This is a genomic window from Ferrovibrio terrae (assembly GCF_943372915.1).
GTDB classification, from domain to species: Bacteria; Pseudomonadota; Alphaproteobacteria; order Ferrovibrionales; family Ferrovibrionaceae; genus Ferrovibrio; species Ferrovibrio terrae_A.
Window position 1 is genome coordinate 95,019 of sequence record NZ_CALSAN010000008.1, and the last position, 17,811, is coordinate 112,829.

Genomic DNA, 17,811 nt, shown 5'->3' on the forward strand with positions numbered 1-17,811 from the left:
TCACTCGCCCTTGTTGATGCTGGCGGGCTTCAGCACATTGGCCTTGAGGTCGTATTTGGCCAGCAGGGCGTCATACTCGCCCTTCTTCTGCAGGCTCTCCAGCGCAGCCAGCACGGCATCGCGCAGCTTCGGTTCGGTCTTCAGCACCGGAATGCCGGCCAGCGTGGTGGTGAAGGCATCACCCAGGATGACGTAGGTGTTGGGCTCCTGGGTCAGCAGGTAGGGCAGGGTCTCGTTACCCTGCACGGCGGCATCGATCCGCTGGGTCTTGAGCTGGGTGCGGGCATCAATCGACCCCTCGGTACCGACCACCGCAATCGCCGGCTTGCCCTTGGCAACACAGTTGGCCTCGCTCCAGGCCTCGATCTGCTTCGGCCAGTTGGTCGAGCGGCTGGCGCCAACCTTCTTGCCGCACAGATCCGCGGTCGACTTGATCTCCTTCGACATGGCCGTCGAGGTATAGAACTGCGCGCCGGTCTTCAGGTAGTCGACGAAATCCTGCAGGTCGCGACGGGTCGGCAGGTCGCTCATGCCGGCCATCACCATGTCGACGCGGCCGGTCTGCAGCGAGGGCAGCATCTGGGCGAAGGCGATTTCCTGCCATTCGACGGCAACGCCCATCTCCTTGGCCAGCGCCGCACCCAGTTCGATATCAAATCCCTTCAGCGTGTTGGTGGCCGGGTCCTTGAAGGTGATCGGGGGATAGTTCGGCATGGTGGCTATCACCACCTTGCCGGCTGCCTTAATGCGGTCGGGCAGGTCGGCGGCCGCGGCAGGCAATGCAAGCAGGGCTGCACAGAAGCCGAGAACGAGATGCTTGATGGTCATGGGAAGTCTCCTTTGGGGCTGTCAGTTCAATACGGCGGCAATGAATTCGCGGGTGCGGGCCTGTTGCGGGCTGCTCAGTATCTGTTGCGGCGGACCGGCCTCGACAATGCCGCCACGATCCATGAACACGACGCGATGCGCCACTTCGCGGGCAAAGCCCAGCTCATGGGTCACTACGATCATGGTCATGCCGCTGCCGGCCAGACCACGCATTACATTCAGCACCTCGCCTACCAGCTCAGGGTCGAGCGCCGAGGTGGGTTCATCGAACAGCATCAACTTGGGCTTCATGGCCAGGGCACGGGCAATCGCCACGCGTTGCTGCTGGCCGCCGGACAGCTGCGCCGGATAGGCGTCGCGCTTGTCGGCGAGGCCGACGCGCTCCAGCAGCGTCATCGCCTCGTCCACGGCCTCGGCCCTGCGGCGCCTCTGCACGGTGACCGGTCCTTCGATGATATTCTGCAGCGCAGTCATATGCTGGAACAGGTTGAAGCGCTGGAACACCATGCCGGTGGCCAGCCGCTGTCGCGCCACCTCGGCATCCGACAGCGGGTAGAGCCTGTCGCCGCTGCGGCGATAGCCAATCAGTTCGCCATCGATCCAGACCGCGCCGCCATCAATGCGCTCGAGCTGGTTGAGGCAGCGCAGGAAGGTGCTCTTGCCCGAGCCGGACGGCCCGATGATGCACAGCACCTCGCCATGATTGATATCGAGCGAGACATCCTCCAGCGCCGTGAAGCTGCCGAAGGTTTTCTTCAGGTTACGGGCCACTAGCATCGGGCCATTCTGCATGGCAACGCTCATGCCAATGCTCCCGTGCGTTCGGTCTGTACGGCCTTGCGCTGGCCCTTGCCGAAATAGCGCTCCAGGAAATGCTGGCCGATGCTGAGCACGGTGACCACCGCCAGATACCAGATGGCGGCCACGAACAGCATTTCGATCACGTAGTTGTTGGCATAGTAGATCGTCTGCGCATTGCGCAGGATTTCGGAATACTGGATCACGCTGGCAATCGAGGTCAGCTTCACCATGCTGATCACCTCGTTACCGACCGGCGGGATGATGACGCGCATCGCCTGCGGCATCACGATGCGGCGCAGTGCCGTCAGCCGGGTCATGCCGATGGAGGATGCCGCCTCGGTCTGGCCGCTATCGACCGACAGGATGCCCGAACGTACCACTTCCGCCGTATAGGCACCCTGGTTGATGCCAAGCCCCAGCAAGGTCGCGACAAACGGCGTGATCAGCTCGACGGTGCGGATGCTGAACACATCGGGGATGCCGATGCGCGGAAATACCAGCGCCAGATTGAACCACAGCAGCAGCTGCAGGATCAGCGGCGTGCCGCGGAAAAACCAGATGTAGAGAACGGCAACGCCCTTCAGCACCGGATTGGGCGACATCACCATGACGGCGAACAGCACACCCAGCGTGATGCCCAACAGCATGGCACAGGCGGTCATGATGATGGTGTTGACCAGGCCGGTGAGAATGGCCGGCGCGGTGAAGAACTGCCCGACGACCTTCCAGGCGATCTGGCCATCGGCAAAGGCTTTCACGATGAACAGCAGGATGACAAGGATCGCGGCAGCCGCCAGCCAACGGCCATAATGGCGTGGCTTCACGATGCTGAGCTTGCCGATATCGTAATCGGGCCCTGCTGTTGAAGTGACTGTATCGCGCATGTCTGCGTCCCCCGACTGGCTGCGGTATCCCGCAGCGCCGCATGCAAAAAAACTACCTATTCAGAAGCGCGGCCCCGCGTAAGTTTCGCACCACGTTTTCTGTTCCGCACCCAGCTTGCGCAGGCGCCCGAGCTGTTCTTTCACCCGCTCCGGCGCCGTGCCGCCATACCCCTGCCGTGCCGCAACGGCCGCCTGCGGCGTCAACGCTGCCTTGATCGAGATATCGAGCCGCGGATCGACCAGGGCAAGATCGGCCGCGCTGACATCCTCCAGCCCGATGCCACGTTCCTCGCAAAGCCGTACCAGCGCACCGGTGATCTCATGGGCATTGGCAAACGGCACGCCGCGGCGCGACAGCCAGTCGGCCACTTCGGTGGCGAGCGTGAAGCCTTCGGTCGACTGCTTCAGCAGCGTGTCGACATACACCTTCATGGTGCGGACCAGCCCGGTCATCGCCGGCAGCACCAGCGTCAGGCCGTCGATGGCGTCGAAGGCCGCCGCCTTGTCCTCGATCATGTCGCGGTTATAGGCCAGCGGCAGGCCCTTCAGGGCCACCAGCATGGAGGCCAGATCACCGATCAGGCGGGCCGAACGCCCGCGCGTCAGTTCGGCAATATCGGGATTCTTTTTCTGCGGCATGATGGAAGAGCCGGTGGCGAAGGCATCGTCCAGCTCGATCCATTTGAACTGGCGCGACGACCACAGCACGATCTCTTCTGACAACCGCGACAGATGCACGCCATGCATGGCTATGGCGAACAGGAATTCGGCCACATGGTCGCGGTTGCCGACCGCGTCGATCGAATTCTCGGTCGGCAGATCGTAGCCAAGCTCTTTGGCTGCCAGCTCCGGATGCATGGCAATCGCCGAGCCGGCCAGCGCAGCGGCACCAAGAGGAGACCGCGCAAAACGCCTGTCCCAGTCCTGCAGCCGGGCGACATCGCGGGCGAAGGCCTGGCCATGGGCCAGCAGCTGATGCGCAAACAGTATCGGCTGGGCCGGCTGCAGATGCGTGAAGCCCGGCGCGATGGTGCCAAGATGCGCTTCGGCCTGAGCGGCCAGCGCAGCCTGCAGGTCAAGAATCAGGGCACTCAGCTTGCGGGCCTGGTCGCGCAGGTAGAGGCGCAGATCGTTCGCGGCCTGGTCGTTGCGCGACCGGCCGGCGCGCAGCTTGCCGCCGAGCGGGCCAAGCCGTTCGGTCATCACCCGCTCGACAAAGGTATGGATGTCTTCATCGGCTTCGGTCGGCGCGATCCTGCCGGCGGCATGATCAGCCAGAATCCCCTGCAGCGAGACGGTGATGGTGCTGCATTCCTCGGCTGTCAGCAGACCGGCGCGTTCGAGTTCGCGGGCATGCGCCATCGAGGAGGTAATGTCATACGGGATCAGGCGGTGGTGATGCGTGGGCGAGCGCGACAGCGCCATCAGTGCGGGATCGGGTGGCGAACGAAACCGAGCGCCCCAGAGGCGGGCGGGTTCTTCAGTGTGATTGCCGCTCATGCCGTTGCTCCGGTCTTTTTGATCGACACTAGGCAGAGCAGCGTGAACAGCATCTGGGCGGCCGCCTGGGCCGTTACCGTGCTGCTGTCATACTGCGGGGCCACCTCCACCACATCGCCACCGACGATATCCAGGCCGGCGAGGCCACGCAGGATCGCCTGCGCCTCGCGCGGCGTCAGGCCGCCCACCTCCGGCGTGCCGGTGCCCGGCGCGAAAGCCGGGTCGAGGCCATCGACATCGAAGGTGACATAGAGCGGCCCGTCGCCGATCACCTTGCGGGCCTTTTCGATCACGGCGGGAATACCCATGCCGTCGATCTCCTCGGCATGGATCACGGTCATGCCGCTTTCCATCGAGAATTCCCACAGATATTCGGCGGCACCACGGATACCAATCTGGATGCAGCGCTCCGGATCAAGCACACCATCCAGCACCGCCTGGCGGAATGGGCCGCCATGATGGAACTTGGTGCCCTCGTATTCGCCGCTGGTGTCGCAATGGGCATCGATATGCACCATGCCGAGCGGGCGATCCGCACCCAGCGCGCGCATGATCGGCAATGTGATGGAATGGTCGCCGCCGACCGAAAGCGGAATCACACCGGCCGCCTTGATGCGTTTGTAATACGCTTCGATATCGGCATGACAGGAGGCCAGATCGAAACGGCTGCGCATCGGCACATCGCCGATATCGGCAACCTTGATCTCGCCCAGCGGCGCCCGGCGCAGCACATGCTCATAGGGCCCGATGCGCTCGATGCCGCGCACGGCGCGCGGGCCCAGGCGGGCACCGGCCCGGTTGGTGACGCCCAGATCCATCGGCACGCCGACCAGTGCGCAGTCCAGGCCAGCGAAATCGGCGTCGCTGGCAATCGGGCGATAGGTCGAGCCGACAAAGGTGGCGATATCGGCAAACGGCCATTTGCGCCGTTCGGGGTCGAGGAAAATCTGCGTCGCCACGCGGGCGAAGTCGGCGTCGAAAATATCGCCGCCCTTGGCGGTGGCATATTTCTCGCGCAATGCCGCGAGTCTGGCCTTGTCCATGCCGGTCACCCCTACTCTCCCGGCTGCCTTCGGGGCGGCTGGCTGGGAGGTTTTCTATCGCGCGGCCCTGTTTACCGTCGCATGACAACTTTGCGCTGGACGATGGCTTGCAGACAAGCGAGTTTATCGGCATGGGACTTCGAGAGAAAAACTATCGGAAACGACCACCGGCCTCACGCCTGCCGCCCCTCAATGCCTTGCGCGCCTTCGAGGCCGCTGCCCGTCACCAGTCGATGACCCGGGCGGCCGAGGAACTGAACGTCACCCATGGGGCGATCAGCCAGCATGTGCGCCAGCTGGAAGCGATGACCGAGGCCCCGCTGTTCGAGCGGCGCGGCAACCAGCTGAAGCTCACCCCCGCCGGCGCCGCCCTGCTGCAACCGCTGCAACAGGCCTTCGACCTGCTGATGGACGCGACCCGCAGCATGGCCGCCGGCGAAACCGGCGGCGAGGTGGTGGTCAGCGCGCCGCCGGCGCTCGCGACGTTGTGGCTGGTGCGCCAGATCGGGCCGCTGCTGGCCCGCCATCCGGGCCTGCAACTGCGGCTGATCCCGGCCACCGATCCGCGCCCCGCCCGCGCCGCGCCGGTTGATCTGGCGATCCGCTATGGCGACGGGCGCTGGCCCGCGCAGATCGTCGACCATCTGTGCGATGTTCAACTGATCCCGGTCTGCAGTCCCACGCTGCTCGAGGGCAAGCGCAGCAGCGGCTTCGCCCTGCTGGAGAACATGCCGATTCTCTGCGCCGACAATGGCGATGAATGGGACAAATGGGTGGCCAGCAGCGGCCGGGCCCGGCTGGCTCTGGGTCCGCGCCATTACCTGGGCAATGCGCTCACCGCCATCGAGATGAGCGCGGCGGGTTTTGGCATCGCCATTGGCGACAATGTCACCACCTCGCGCTACCTGGCCGAAGGCACACTGGTGCGCCCGGTGGACCACAGCACGCGCGCTGCCAACAGCTTCTACCTAGTCACCCGGCCGGAATCGGAAACCAAGCCGGCGGTCGCGTTGCTGCGCCAGTGGATCTGCGAGTGCTTTGTCGCGTTACGCTGAGGTCGCCGCCAGCCAGTGCCTGGCGATCGCGGCGCGCGGTGCAATCCAGGCCACACCCGAAGCGGTGATATGTGCCAGGATGCGATCGAGCGCGCCGATGCGGCCCGGGCGGCCGATCATGCGCAGATGCAGCCCGATGGAAAGCATGCGCGGGGCGCTGCGGCCTTCCTGCGCCAGCCAGTCATAGGCATCGGTGACATAGGCGGCAAAATCCGTCGCGCCCTGGAAGCGCTGGGTGTTCTGGAACTGCATGTCGTTGGTGTCGAAAGCATAGGGCAGCACGACATGACGCCGCGCGCCGTCGGTTACGAGGAAAGGTAAATCATCGTTATAGGCATCGCTGTCATAGAGGAAACCACCCTCTTCCATCAGCAGCCGGCGTGTGTTGGCGGATGAGGCCGAGCGCGTGTGCCAACCAAGCGGACGCTGTCCGCCGGTCGCCCTGGTGATCGCCTCGACCGTGCGGGCGATGCAGGCGCGCTCTTCCGCCTCCGCCATGCCGGCATGGCTTTGCCAGCGCCAGCCATGGGCCGAGACTTCATGGCCCCGCGTGATGGCATCGGCGGCCAGCTGCGGCGAACGCTCCACCGCCAGGCCACAGGCACTGACCGTCACCTTGGCCTGATAACGATCGAACAGGTCCATGACGCGCCACCAGGCGGCGCGAGTGCCGTATTCGAAATGGCTTTCGATGCATGGATCGGCTCCATCGAGGCGATGATGCACCTCGTAGATCGCCTCGTTATGATCATCGCCGCCGGAGATGGTTAATTCCGCGCCTTCCTCGAAATTGACCACGAAGGATACCGCGACAGCCGCATCATTCGGCCAGCGCACCATCGGTGGCTTGCCACCATAGCCGGCCAGGTCGCGCCGCGGTTTCGGAGAATCCAGACTCACGTGAACAACTCCATTGCATCAGTCCGAGGTGCCGGCCATGCGATTGAGGCCAACGAATTTGTCGCCCAGCACCAGCAGCAGGATGGTCGCCGCCAGGATCACGGTGGACAGCGCCGCCAGCGTGGGATCGGGCGCCTCCTCGATATACTGCAGCATCTTGATCGGCAGCGTCTTGGTGCGCGCGTCGGTCAGGAAGATCGAAATCGGGTAGTTGTCGAAGGAGGCGAGGAAGGCGAAGAAGGTGGCCGTGAAGAAAGATGGCGCCAGCGCCGGCAGCATCACGCGCATTACAGCACCCGGGAAGGTGCAGCCCAGCGTGCGCGCGGCTTCCACCAGGGTGAAATCGAAGCGGGCCAGCCCGGCCAGCATGGTGCGCGCCACATAGGGCAGCGTGATCAGCAGATGCGCCAGCAGCAAAGCCGGCCAGGCGGCGGTCAGCCCCACCATGCGGAAACCCTGCAGCAAAGCGATGCCAAGCACCAGGCCGGGCAGCATCAGCGGCGAGACCAGCAGCGCAGCCAGCGCATTGGCGCCGGGCAAACGGCCGCGCTGGATGCCGATGGCCGCCAGCGTGCCAAGCACCAGCGACAACAGTGTCGACAGAAGGCCGATCTGCAGCGACAGCGACAGCGCCAGCCAGAATCCGTCAAGCCGGCCGATGCGTTCATACCAGCGCAGCGACAATCCACCGGATGGCAGATCAAAAACGGGCGTCGGCGAGAAACTGGTGGCGACGATCACCGCCAATGGCGCCACCAGGAACAGCACGGCCGCAAGAATGCTGATCCAGGCCAGTGCGATGCCGATGCCCCTGCTCATGGTGCACTCCGGTTCAGCCGTGCACTCAGCAGCACGACGCTCAGCGCAATCACCAACAGTGCCATGCCGGCCACAGCGCCGAAGGCGGGATCGCGGGCCAGCAGGAATGCCTTGGCGATCAGAGTGGGTAGCGTCTGGTAGCGCTCGCCCATCAGCAGCGTGGGCACCACATAGGCCGAGACGGCCAGCGCGAAGACCAATGCCGTGCCCGCGATAATGCCGGGCAGGCTGAGCGGGAAGACGACGCGCAGGAAGGCGGTCAGCGGCGGCGCACCCAGCGTGGCGGCGGCCTCGCCCAGGCGGCTGTCGATCTGCGCCACCACGGCATAAACCGGCAGGATCATGAAGGGCAGGAAGATATTGACCGCGCCGATGATCAGCGCCGGCTCGGTGAAGATCAGCCGGACCGGTTCATCGATGATTCCCAAAAGCTGCAGTGCGGAATTCACCAGCCCGTCGCGACGCAGCAGCACGGTCCAGGCAAAGGCCTTGACGATGACGCCGACCGACAGCGGCAGGAACAGGCAGATCAGCAGCAGGCTGCGTAGCCACCCGCGCGCATATAGCAGGCCGAAGGCGGCCGGATAGCCGATCAGGAAGGCAAACAGCGTGGTGAGGCTGGCGAATTTCAGCGAGTTCCAGATGATGCCGAGGTAATAGCTCTCGCCCAGAAGTCGGGTATAGGCCGCCAACGTGAAACTACCATCGGCGCCACGGATGCTGGCCGGCAGCAGAAGCAGCAGCGGCAACACGAACAGCACCACCAGCAGCAGCACCGCCGGCGCCAGCAAGGCCAGCGCGATGCGCTTTTCGCGATTGGCGACCAGCGCCGCGATCATGCAGAGGGGTCCGGATAGACATAGCCGGCTTCCAGCGGCCAGCGCAGATGAATGGCGCTGCCGGCTAGCGGTGCATCGAGACCGGAGATCTCGACGGTCAGTGGTGCGCCGGACCCGGCATCGACATGCAGCATGCTGCGCGACCCATGAAACACCGTGGTCTGCAGCCGGCCGCTGATCACATTCTCGCCGGTCGCAGCATCGGACAATGCGAGGTATTCCGGCCGCGTCGCCAGCACCACCGGCGAACCGACGGCGAAATTGGCCCGGGCGGTCAGCCGCCCCGCAGCGGTTTCAACGACGATCGCACCGCGCTGCGGCACCTCGACCACGCGGCCCTTCAGCTTGGTGGACAGGCCGACGAAATCCAGTGCGAACAGGGTGGCTGGTGCAGCATAGACGGTTTTCGGATCGGCGCATTGCTCGATGCGGCCGCCATTCATCACCGCGATGCGGTCCGACATGGTGAGCGCTTCGTCCTGGTCATGGGTGACGAAGATCGCGGTAGCACCGATATCCCGCAGCAACTGGCGCAATTCGACCTGCATGCTTTCGCGCAGCTTGCGGTCCAGCGCACTGAGTGCCTCGTCGAACAGCACGATGGTCGGTTCGACCGCCAGTGCACGGGCGAGCGCCACGCGCTGCTGCTGGCCACCGGAGAGCGCCGAGACCGGCCGTTCGGCCAGATGCGCCAGCTTCACCAGGCCAAGATAGCGATCGACGATGCTATCGATTTCGGCTTTCGGTTTGCCATGCACGCGCAGGCCGAAGGCGACATTGCCACGCACGCTCAAATGCGGGAATAGCGCATAATTCTGGAACACCACGCCGACATGCCGCTTGTGCGGCGGCAGGCGGGTGATGTCGCGGCCCGCCACCGTCACCGTGCCGCTGTCGGGCAGCGCCAGGCCGGCAATCGCGCGCAGCAGCGTGGTTTTTCCGCAGCCTGACGGTCCGAGCAGGGTGATGAGTTCGCCAGCTGCCACCGATAGCGTGATGCCATCCAGCACCGTCGTGGCGCCGAAGCGCTTGCTGACGTCGCGGATATCCAGATGGGCGGCAGCTGGCGCGGCGCTCACAGCAGTTCCTTGTTCCAGCGGTCGATCCAGCCGGCGCGCTGCTTGGCGAAATGCGCCCAGTCCGGCACGAACAGCGATGCACCATCGGGGAAGCCGGCCGGCTTGGTGGCGGCCGGATTGGTCGGTGCGACAAAGGCCTTGGCCGCCAGCGTCGACTGCACCTCGGGGCTGAGGAAGGCCTCGATCACCGCATCGGCCAGATCGCTGCCCGGCCCGCCCTTCACCTTGGCGAGACCTGACGGCATGGCGAAGCCGCCCTCCTTGGGGATCGACAGGTCGACCGGCGAACCATCCGCCTTGCGGATCAGCGTATAGGCCGAGAACTGGCCACCGATTAGCGACGCCTCGCCCTGTTCCAGAAGGTTAATCGCCTGCGGCGCGTTGGTGTAGACATTCAGCAGATTGGGCTTGAGGCTTTTCAGCTTCTTGAAGGCGGCCTCGATATCATACTGCGCCTCCTTGAACGGCTTTCCGGTTTCCAGATGTGCCGCCACCAGCAGGGCCCAGTAGCCCTCGGTGTTGCTCAAGCTCGGCACGATCACCCGCCCCTTGTTCTCCGGTGCCCAGAGCGCAGCCCAGGAGGCCGGCGGCGTTTTCATCGTCTTGCTGTTGAAGGCAATACCGGCCCAGGGCTGCTGGTAATTCACCCACATGCCGTCGCGATGCACGGCGCTCGGCGACAGTTTGCCGATGGTCGGGATCGCGGTTGCGCTCATCTTCACCACCAGATCCTGGTCGGCGGCCGACAGCATCACCGGGTCATCCATGATGACGACCGACATTTTCGGCGCTGCCTTGTCGGCCTGCATCTTCTGCAGGTTGGTCAGCGAGTTGGTGCCTTCATAGAGGATCTTGGCACCGAGTTTCTTTTCCATCAGCGGGAAGATATCGGCGTTGAAATACTTGGCCGCACCGGCCGGACCGCCGACGACAATCTCCTTGGTCTGTGCCCGCACCAGGGCCGGCGCGCCGATCAGGCCCAGCGCCATGCCGCCGACGCCCGCCTTCAGAATGCTTCTGCGTGAAATCCGTGCCATGTGTCCCCCGCTCGCGATTGTGGCGCCCCGCGCCGCTCAACGCCATCACGCAAAGCCCATGCCAAATGTGCACATATCTATTAAAGTATTGACCTATATAGATATGTCTGATTCAGTGTGTGTATGATTCTGAAGGCTTCGCCAATAATGTGCACATTTTCTCAAGGTTTTGTGCACATTATTTAAGCGCGATATCGTGAGGACCGGTGACGGCAAAGCGGCCACGGCCCATTCGCAGCGGCAAGGGGCGCGTCGATCTCGACGAGGCGATCTATGCCGAGATTTCGCGCGCGATCCTGCATGGCCAGTTGCAGGCCGGCACCAAGCTGCCCGAGCACAAGCTGGCGGAACTGTTCGATGTCTCGCGCGAACGCATCCGCAAGGTGCTGCATCGTCTCGCCGCCGAACGCCGGCTGGAGGTGATCCCCAATCGCGGCACCTTCGTTCCCCGCCCCAGCGGCGACGATGTGCGCGTGATCTACCAGGCGCATCGCGTGTTCGAGGCCGGCATCATTGAACTGCTGGTCCGCACCATGGACGACAGCATCATGGCCCGGCTGGATGCGCATCTGGCCGCAGAGCGCGACGCGGCACGACGCGGGGACCGCGCGGAGTCGGTGCGCCTGTCGGGCGCGTTTCATCTGCTGCTGGTGGATGCACTCGGCAACAGCGAACTGTCACGCTTCTCGCGCGAACTGCTGAGCCGCTCCTCGGTGATGGTCTCGGTTTACGAGCCGGCGCAATCCTCGGTGTGTGCAGTGGACGAACATGGCGCGCTGGTAGATGCGCTGCGGCAGCGCGACCTGACCAAAGCCCTGGCCCTGTCGCGCGAGCATTACGATCACATCGAGCAGCGCCTGAAACTGGATCAGGCTGTCCCGCGACACCAGGATTTTGCCGCCGTCTTTCGTCCGGTCGCGGCAAGTGAACGACGGTCGCGCAATCGGTAGCGAGACGATCATTTTTCGTGTCAGTTATGTGACATCTTGGCCGTGCGTCACCGTGGCGCGGCCTAGACAATTGCCTTCAATATCCAGACCCGTTTAACTGCCAATTCTCCGGACAAAGAGAGTGTTGGCATGCCTACGACAATCATGACCCTCGGCATCAGCGAACCGGATCTGGCAGCTTATGCCGACGGTCTTTACGGTGCTTATGGCGAGACCGCGCCCAGCTATGCCCGTCGCCGCGCCAGCGATTTCAAGACTTGCGGCGATCACGGCGGCGAGGCTGTCTGGACCCGTCTGGCTGCCATCCTGGAAAGCAAGACCAAAACCAGGACCGCATCGCCTCAATAGGTCTATCAAGACCGCAACATCAGCGTCACATATACCGTATACTCACCGCCGGTCTCGCCGGCCGGTGCAGCAGCTGGCTGCGGGACGTCCACCAATCGAGCCCATTCGGCAGTGATCCCGTGCAAAACTCTTCACCTTCCCTTCCCGCTCCGCACCGACTGACCGTGCGTGCCGTTCTGCTGGGCGAGAGGCTGGATGTCGGGGGCCTGGAGCGGTCGGATACCATCTCGACCGCGCCCTTCGCCTTCCGCGTCGGCGACTATGGTCTGGTAGCGCTGTTCCGCTATGGCGCGGCGGTGCTGGCCGGCCTGTCGCCGGTGGAGGAAGACGACCTGCTGCGCAAGCTGGCCCCACGCATCAGCGGGGCTTATGCCCCCCTGGAAGACGAAGTGGTCGTCATCATGCTGGACAGCAATGGCGAAGACCTGATTCCGCCGGGTGGACCGCTGCAGCTGAAAGAGCTGACGCCTGAGCGTTTCCTGATTATCGCCGACGCCTTGGGCAAGAGCGTCGCGCTGGCCCATAACGAACGCCAGGTCGGCGCGGTATTCGACGAGATCGACCCGCTTGCCAGCGCGATGGCGGCAAAGGGCATAGTGCCCGGCAACCGTAAAAAGCTGCTGAAGCTGATCGGCGAATCCCTGCTGGTCGAACACCGCATGTCGGGCCGCGTGGCGGTGGAAGACAAACCGGACGTGCTGTGGGACCGGCCGGAGCTCGAACGCCTGTTCAGCCGCCTGCAGGACGAATACGAACTGACCGAGCGTGCCACCGCGCTGGCCAACAAGCTGGCGGTGATCCAGACCACGACCAGGGCCGTGACCGACCTGATCGATGCACAGCGCAGCCTGCGCCTGGAAGCGATCATCGTGCTGCTGATCGTCTTTGAAATCGTCTTGACCTTCATCGAGTGGGCCCTCAAGTAAGATCGCCATGACTGGAACCCCCACCTTCGCCCTGCCCGGCGGTTTTCTGGGCGTCACGCGCCGCGAAGCCGATCCAGCCATCGCGATTGCCGGCATCCCGCTCGATATTGGTACCACCAACCGGCCCGGTGCCCGCTTTGGCCCGGACGCGATCCGGCGCGCCAGCAAGATGCTGGTCGATGGCGATCACCCGGTGGCACGCCGCGCCGTCACCGCGGGGCTGTCGGATGTCGGCGATTTCGAAATCGCATTGGGCGATATTCCCGCCAGCCTCGCCCTGATCGAGCGGCAGGCGGCACCGTTCCGCCACCTGATCACCCTGGGCGGCGATCACTCCATCGCCCTGCCGCTGCTGCGCGCGCTGGCGAAACGTCACGGTCCGGTCGGGCTGGTGCATTTCGACGCCCATGTCGATACCTGGCCAGACAGTTTCGGACAGCCTTACGGCCACGGCTCCTGCTTCTATCACGCGATCCTGGAAGGCCTGGTCGATCCGCGCCGGATGATCCAGATCGGCATCCGCTCGCCAGTGCAGCGCGAGGTCATGGCGTGGACACTGGGCCAGGGCGTCACCGTGCTGAGTGCGCAGGATGTGCACGAACAGGGCGTGGCGGCAGTGACAGCCCGCATCCGCTCGGTGGCCGGCGACGCACCGGCATATTTGACATTTGACATCGACGCGCTCGATCCGGCTTTCGCGCCAGGCACCGGCACGCCCGAGATCGGCGGTCTGGCGACCTGGCAGGCGCAGGCCCTGCTGCGTGGCCTGCGTGGCCTCAGCTTCGTCGGCATGGACATGGTGGAAGTGGCGCCGGCCTACGATCAGGCCGAGATCACGGTGCTCGCGGCTGCCACGCTGGTCTACGAATATCTGGCCCTGCTGCAGCCGGAATTATGACATTTTCGGTCTGAGCCGAATTTCCGCTTGCATCGCGGCGCAATTGTTTTAAATGCAGTGACCAAGACGCAGGTCGCACGTGCCCTCGGCCAATCCCGGTCAAGCAACGACGCACGCGTCCTTTTCGGAGAGCCAGCCATGTGGGCTGGTGCCTTGAAGGAGCTGACGATGTTGTTCAGGCACATTCGGAGCTTGGTTTAGCTCTGCCTGCCGGTTTCCGGCGATGATCCGCTTTTGCGGTGAGCCAGGCCGGCAGCTTTCCACCAAATTTCGCTTTTAACCGCCGCTTTCGCGCGGCGTGTTTTGACGTCTTGGAGGACCTGCGGATGACCGCGTCCCGTCTTCGTGTTGCCGTGTCCCCGCTGCGTCGCGATTCTGCGCGACGACGCCCTGTTGAAGCGCTGCCCTCGGTGGATGCCGCGGTTGCCGCGCTGCGCCCGGAAGAACCGATGCATTGCCTGCGCCCGGCAGCGATCACCGCGGCTGCCCGCTCTTTCGTCGATGCTTTCGACGGCCGCACGCTCTATGCCGTGAAATGCAATCCCGAACCGCGCGTTCTTTCCGCCCTTTGGCGCGGCGGCGTGACGGCCTTCGACTGCGCCTCGCCCGCCGAGATCGCGCTGGTGCGCCAGGTGCTGCCCGAAGCCAGCATCCACTACATGCATCCGGTCAAGAGCCGCTCGGCCATCCGCACGGCGTGGCAGCAGCATGGCGTGCGCGACTTTGCCATCGACAGCGAAGCTGAACTCGACAAGATTCTGGCCGAAACTGGCAGCACAACCGATCTCGGCCTGATCGTGCGGCTGGCCCTGCCGAAGGGCGACGCGGTCCTCGACCTGTCGGGCAAGTTCGGCATTGCGCCCGAGCTGGCGCCGGCCCTGCTGCGCCGGGCCCGCCGTGTTGCTGCCCGCATCGGCCTCTCTTTTCATGTCGGCTCGCAATGCACCGATCCGGCGCGCTGGTCAGCTGCCATCCGCATGGCTGGCGATGTGGCCGTGGCTGCTGGCGTGAAACTCGACGTTCTTGACGTCGGCGGCGGCTTCCCCGTGGCCTATCCGGACAACGACCTGCAGCCGCTCGGCGCCTTCATGGCCGAAATCGATGCCGGCGTTTTCGCCCTGGCCGCGCGCCTGGGCGATCTGGCGCCCGGTGAAATCTGGGCCGAACCCGGCCGCGGCCTGGTCGCTCAGGGCGTGTCGGTGGTGGTGCAGGTACACGCCCGCAAGGGCGATGCCCTGTATATCAACGACGGCGTCTACGGCAGCCTGGCCGATGCCGGCAGCCTGAACTGGCGTTTCCCGTTGCGGCCACTGCGCCAGAGTGGTGCCAGCCTGCGCCGTTTCACCCTGTTCGGCCCGACCTGCGACAGCCTGGACCGCATGGATGGCGGTTTCTGGCTGCCGGAGGATATCGCGGAGGGCGACTGGGTCGAAGTGGGCCAGCTTGGCGCCTACGGCGCCACCCTGCGCACGGCTTTTAACGGATTCGACCGGGGCTACCTGATCGAAGTGGCCGACGCACCGTTGCTCGAAACGCCCGGTTACGCTATCGCCTAGCCCCGGATTGTCATTTTCCCCGGTTAAAAGGGGGGCGCGCCGGACGCGCCCCCCGCGCCTTCAGGACTTGAGGAGTGAAGTGATGAAGCATGTGTCGTTTGCCGGCCGCCTGGTGATGGTGGGGTTTGGCAGCATCGGCCAGGGCGTCCTGCCGCTGATCCTGCGCCATATCGACATCCCCGCCGACCGGATCGTCATCGTCACCGCCGAAGAACGCGGCCATGACGTGGCGAATGAATACGGCATTCGCTTCGAGAAGATCACCCTCACCCGCGACAACTATCGCAGCGTGCTGCAGCCCATGCTGGGCAAGGGCGACTACCTGCTCAACCTTTCGGTCGATGTCTCGTCCGTCGCCCTGATCGAGCTGGCGCAGGAACTGGGCGCCATGTATCTGGACACCTGCATCGAGCCCTGGGCTGGCGGCTATACCGATCCCACCAAGACACCGTCGCAGCGTTCCAACTATGCCCTGCGCGAATCTGCGCGCGCGCTCATCTCGAAATACAAGAACGGCCCCACCGCGGTGCTGACCCATGGTGCCAATCCCGGCCTGGTGTCGCATTTCGTCAAGGAAGCCCTGCTGCATATCGCGCGGGATACCGGCGTTACCACTGCAGTGCCGAAAGACCGCACCGGCTGGAGCGCCCTGGCGCAGGCGCTGGGCGTGAAGGTGATCCATATCGCCGAGCGCGACACCCAGGTGTCCGCGCATCAGCCCAAGCAGCGCGATGAATTCGTCAATACCTGGTCGATCGATGGCTTCGTCGGCGAAGGCTGCCAGCCGGCCGAGCTGGGCTGGGGCAGCCATGAGAAGCAGATGCCAGCCGACGGTCGCCGCCATGACTTTGGTTGTGATTCCGCCATCTATCTGCTGCGCCCGGGTGCCGGTACGCAGGTGCGCACCTGGACCCCGCTTGAAGGCCCGTTCCACGGCTTCCTGGTAACGCATAACGAAGCCATCTCAATGTCCGACTATTACACGGTGAAACAGGGCGACAAGGTCACCTATCGACCGACCGTGCATTACGCCTATCACCCGAGCGACGATGCCGTGTTGTCGGTGCACGAAATCGCCGGCAAGACCTGGCAGATGCAGTCGCGCAAGCGGCTGATGATGGACGAGATCACCAGCGGCATGGATGAGCTTGGCGTGCTGCTGATGGGCCATAAGAAAGGCGCCTACTGGTATGGCTCGCGGCTCACCATTGATGAAGCCCGCAAGCTGGCGCCGCATAACAACGCCACTAGCCTGCAGGTCACGGTTGCCGTGCTGGCCGGCCTGGTCTGGGCGATCGAGAATCCAAATGCGGGCCTTGTCGAAGCCGACGAGATCGACCACGCCCGCATCATGGAGATCAGCAAACCCTATCTGGGCGAGATGGCTGGCGTATACAGCGACTGGACGCCGCTGCAGCGGCGCGAAATGCTGTTCCCGGAAGACATCGACCGTGACGACCCCTGGCAGTTCAGGAATTTCCGCGTCGTCTGATCAGCCGCGGCGGAACGCCTCATTCAGAATGGCAGGGGCGTTCCGGTCGGCAATTTCCAGAACCAGCTTGCGTCGCACGGCCGTGGCGAAAGACTCGTAATCGCGGGCCGGCACCATGAAGGCACCGGGGCCACCGATCACGTTCTTTTCGTAATACTCGTCGATATCCGGCTCCAGATGCAGGATCGGCAGTCCGTTGATCACAATGCCGGCGGCGATGGCCGCCTTGCGCGCCTCGGCCGGGCCCGGGCCGGTGTTGTTGCGGCCATCGCCAGAGACATCGATCACCCGCCGCGCGGCCTGCACCGGCATATTGCTGAGCAGGCGGTGGCCGAACTCTATGGCGCCGGTTGGCGATGTGCCGCCGCCGAAGATGGTGCGATCGGCCCGCTCCATCTGGCTGGCGAATTGCCGGATGTCTTCGTCACTGCGCAAGACCGTCCACGGCAAAATCAGCGTCTGCAACGCATAGCCTGACCACTGGAAATAGCAGACGGCGACAGCGCCATGGATGCCGGAGCGGATCGCCCGCATCACTTCCTTGCTGCGGAACGCCTCGCCATAGCCGCGCTGCTGCAGGGCATAATGCTCGGCATGGACACTGCCGGAACAATCGGCCGCCAGAGCCAGGGCCAGATCCACCTGGCGTGGCTGGGCTATGGTCTCTCGAGGGAAAGATAAGGCAGCAAGGGAAGCGCCGGCCGCGATCAGCAGGGATCGTCGGTCAGGTCTGCGGCGCGCATCCATCGAGTCGTCGCCCAGCTGCATCGCACAACGATAGCAAGAAACCGTCAGCCGGGGGGATTCCAGATATCGCATCACAGAATCTACCCCGCCCCAGATGCCCCGGAATTTC

At 64.2% G+C, this 17,811-nt stretch carries 18 protein-coding genes; 7 read left to right on the forward strand and 11 right to left on the reverse strand.

Going from position 1 to position 17,811, the window contains the following annotated elements:
- Genes AAG821_RS07795 through speB (AAG821_RS07815) form a run of 5 tightly spaced genes read right to left on the reverse strand, consistent with a single transcriptional unit; the run spans position 1 to position 5,056 of the window.
- On the reverse strand, positions 1-828 hold the full coding sequence (locus AAG821_RS07795; RefSeq protein WP_341912308.1) for an ABC transporter substrate-binding protein: 828 nt from the start codon (positions 826-828) through the stop codon (positions 1-3).
- Between the two features lie 21 nt (positions 829-849).
- A complete protein-coding gene (locus AAG821_RS07800; RefSeq protein ID WP_341912306.1) occupies positions 850-1,632 on the reverse strand; it encodes an amino acid ABC transporter ATP-binding protein in 783 nt (260 codons plus the stop codon).
- Positions 1,629-2,513 (reverse strand): amino acid ABC transporter permease, encoded by an 885-nt coding sequence (locus AAG821_RS07805; RefSeq protein WP_341912304.1) that lies wholly within the window; start codon positions 2,511-2,513, stop codon positions 1,629-1,631. The genes AAG821_RS07800 and AAG821_RS07805 overlap by 4 nt, the downstream gene beginning before the upstream one ends.
- Before the next feature lie 60 nt (positions 2,514-2,573).
- Positions 2,574-4,013: an argininosuccinate lyase gene (gene argH / locus AAG821_RS07810; protein WP_341912302.1), complete on the reverse strand. Its 1,440-nt coding sequence runs from the start codon at positions 4,011-4,013 to the stop codon at positions 2,574-2,576.
- The gene (gene speB, locus AAG821_RS07815; RefSeq protein WP_341912300.1) at positions 4,010-5,056 is read right to left on the reverse strand and encodes an agmatinase; all 1,047 of its coding nucleotides are present in this window, start codon (positions 5,054-5,056) and stop codon (positions 4,010-4,012) included. Before speB (AAG821_RS07815) ends, argH begins: the two co-directional genes overlap by 4 nt.
- A 131-nt stretch (positions 5,057-5,187) precedes the next feature.
- Here speB (AAG821_RS07815) and AAG821_RS07820 point away from each other — a divergent pair, with 131 nt between their 5' ends.
- Positions 5,188-6,111, forward strand: a complete 924-nt coding sequence (locus AAG821_RS07820) for a LysR substrate-binding domain-containing protein (protein ID WP_341912299.1) — start codon at positions 5,188-5,190, stop codon at positions 6,109-6,111.
- Here the strand turns inward: AAG821_RS07820 and AAG821_RS07825 are convergent.
- Genes AAG821_RS07825 through AAG821_RS07845 form a run of 5 tightly spaced genes read right to left on the reverse strand, consistent with a single transcriptional unit; the run spans position 6,103 to position 10,785 of the window.
- Positions 6,103-7,011: a polysaccharide deacetylase family protein gene (locus tag AAG821_RS07825; RefSeq protein ID WP_341912297.1), complete on the reverse strand. Its 909-nt coding sequence runs from the start codon at positions 7,009-7,011 to the stop codon at positions 6,103-6,105. The two genes, AAG821_RS07820 and AAG821_RS07825, sit on opposite strands and share 9 nt — an antisense overlap.
- 18 nt (positions 7,012-7,029) lie before the next feature.
- Positions 7,030-7,830 carry an ABC transporter permease subunit gene (locus AAG821_RS07830; RefSeq protein ID WP_341912295.1) on the reverse strand — a complete coding sequence of 267 codons (801 nt, stop codon included), beginning with the start codon at positions 7,828-7,830 and terminating at the stop codon, positions 7,030-7,032.
- Complete coding sequence (locus AAG821_RS07835) at positions 7,827-8,669, reverse strand: ABC transporter permease (protein WP_341912293.1); 843 nt, start codon at positions 8,667-8,669, stop codon at positions 7,827-7,829. The genes AAG821_RS07830 and AAG821_RS07835 overlap by 4 nt, the downstream gene beginning before the upstream one ends.
- The gene (locus tag AAG821_RS07840) at positions 8,666-9,748 is read right to left on the reverse strand and encodes an ABC transporter ATP-binding protein (protein WP_341912292.1); all 1,083 of its coding nucleotides are present in this window, start codon (positions 9,746-9,748) and stop codon (positions 8,666-8,668) included. Before AAG821_RS07840 ends, AAG821_RS07835 begins: the two co-directional genes overlap by 4 nt.
- A complete protein-coding gene (locus tag AAG821_RS07845) occupies positions 9,745-10,785 on the reverse strand; it encodes an ABC transporter substrate-binding protein (RefSeq protein WP_341912290.1) in 1,041 nt (346 codons plus the stop codon). The genes AAG821_RS07840 and AAG821_RS07845 overlap by 4 nt, the downstream gene beginning before the upstream one ends.
- A gap of 206 nt (positions 10,786-10,991) precedes the next feature.
- On the opposite strand from AAG821_RS07845, the gene AAG821_RS07850 reads away from it, so the two are divergent.
- From AAG821_RS07850 to AAG821_RS07875, 6 genes are all read left to right on the forward strand, one after another.
- Complete coding sequence (locus AAG821_RS07850; protein ID WP_341912287.1) at positions 10,992-11,735, forward strand: GntR family transcriptional regulator; 744 nt, start codon at positions 10,992-10,994, stop codon at positions 11,733-11,735.
- Between the two features lie 129 nt (positions 11,736-11,864).
- A complete protein-coding gene (locus AAG821_RS07855) occupies positions 11,865-12,083 on the forward strand; it encodes a hypothetical protein (RefSeq protein ID WP_341912285.1) in 219 nt (72 codons plus the stop codon).
- Positions 12,084-12,247: 164 nt separating this feature from the next.
- Entirely contained in the window at positions 12,248-13,009 is a 762-nt protein-coding gene (locus AAG821_RS07860; protein WP_341912283.1) for an RMD1 family protein, read from the forward strand.
- Positions 13,010-13,016: 7 nt separating this feature from the next.
- Positions 13,017-13,907, forward strand: coding sequence for an agmatinase (speB, locus tag AAG821_RS07865; RefSeq protein WP_341912281.1), 891 nt, complete (start codon positions 13,017-13,019; stop codon positions 13,905-13,907).
- 326 nt (positions 13,908-14,233) lie between these two features.
- Positions 14,234-15,463 carry a type III PLP-dependent enzyme gene (locus tag AAG821_RS07870; protein ID WP_341912279.1) on the forward strand — a complete coding sequence of 410 codons (1,230 nt, stop codon included), beginning with the start codon at positions 14,234-14,236 and terminating at the stop codon, positions 15,461-15,463.
- 82 nt (positions 15,464-15,545) lie between these two features.
- Positions 15,546-16,955 carry a saccharopine dehydrogenase C-terminal domain-containing protein gene (locus tag AAG821_RS07875; protein ID WP_341912277.1) on the forward strand — a complete coding sequence of 470 codons (1,410 nt, stop codon included), beginning with the start codon at positions 15,546-15,548 and terminating at the stop codon, positions 16,953-16,955.
- Here AAG821_RS07875 and AAG821_RS07880 read toward each other — a convergent pair whose 3' ends face one another.
- Positions 16,956-17,597 carry a DUF1194 domain-containing protein gene (locus AAG821_RS07880; RefSeq protein WP_341912276.1) on the reverse strand — a complete coding sequence of 214 codons (642 nt, stop codon included), beginning with the start codon at positions 17,595-17,597 and terminating at the stop codon, positions 16,956-16,958.
- Between the last annotated feature and the right edge of the window lie 214 nt (positions 17,598-17,811).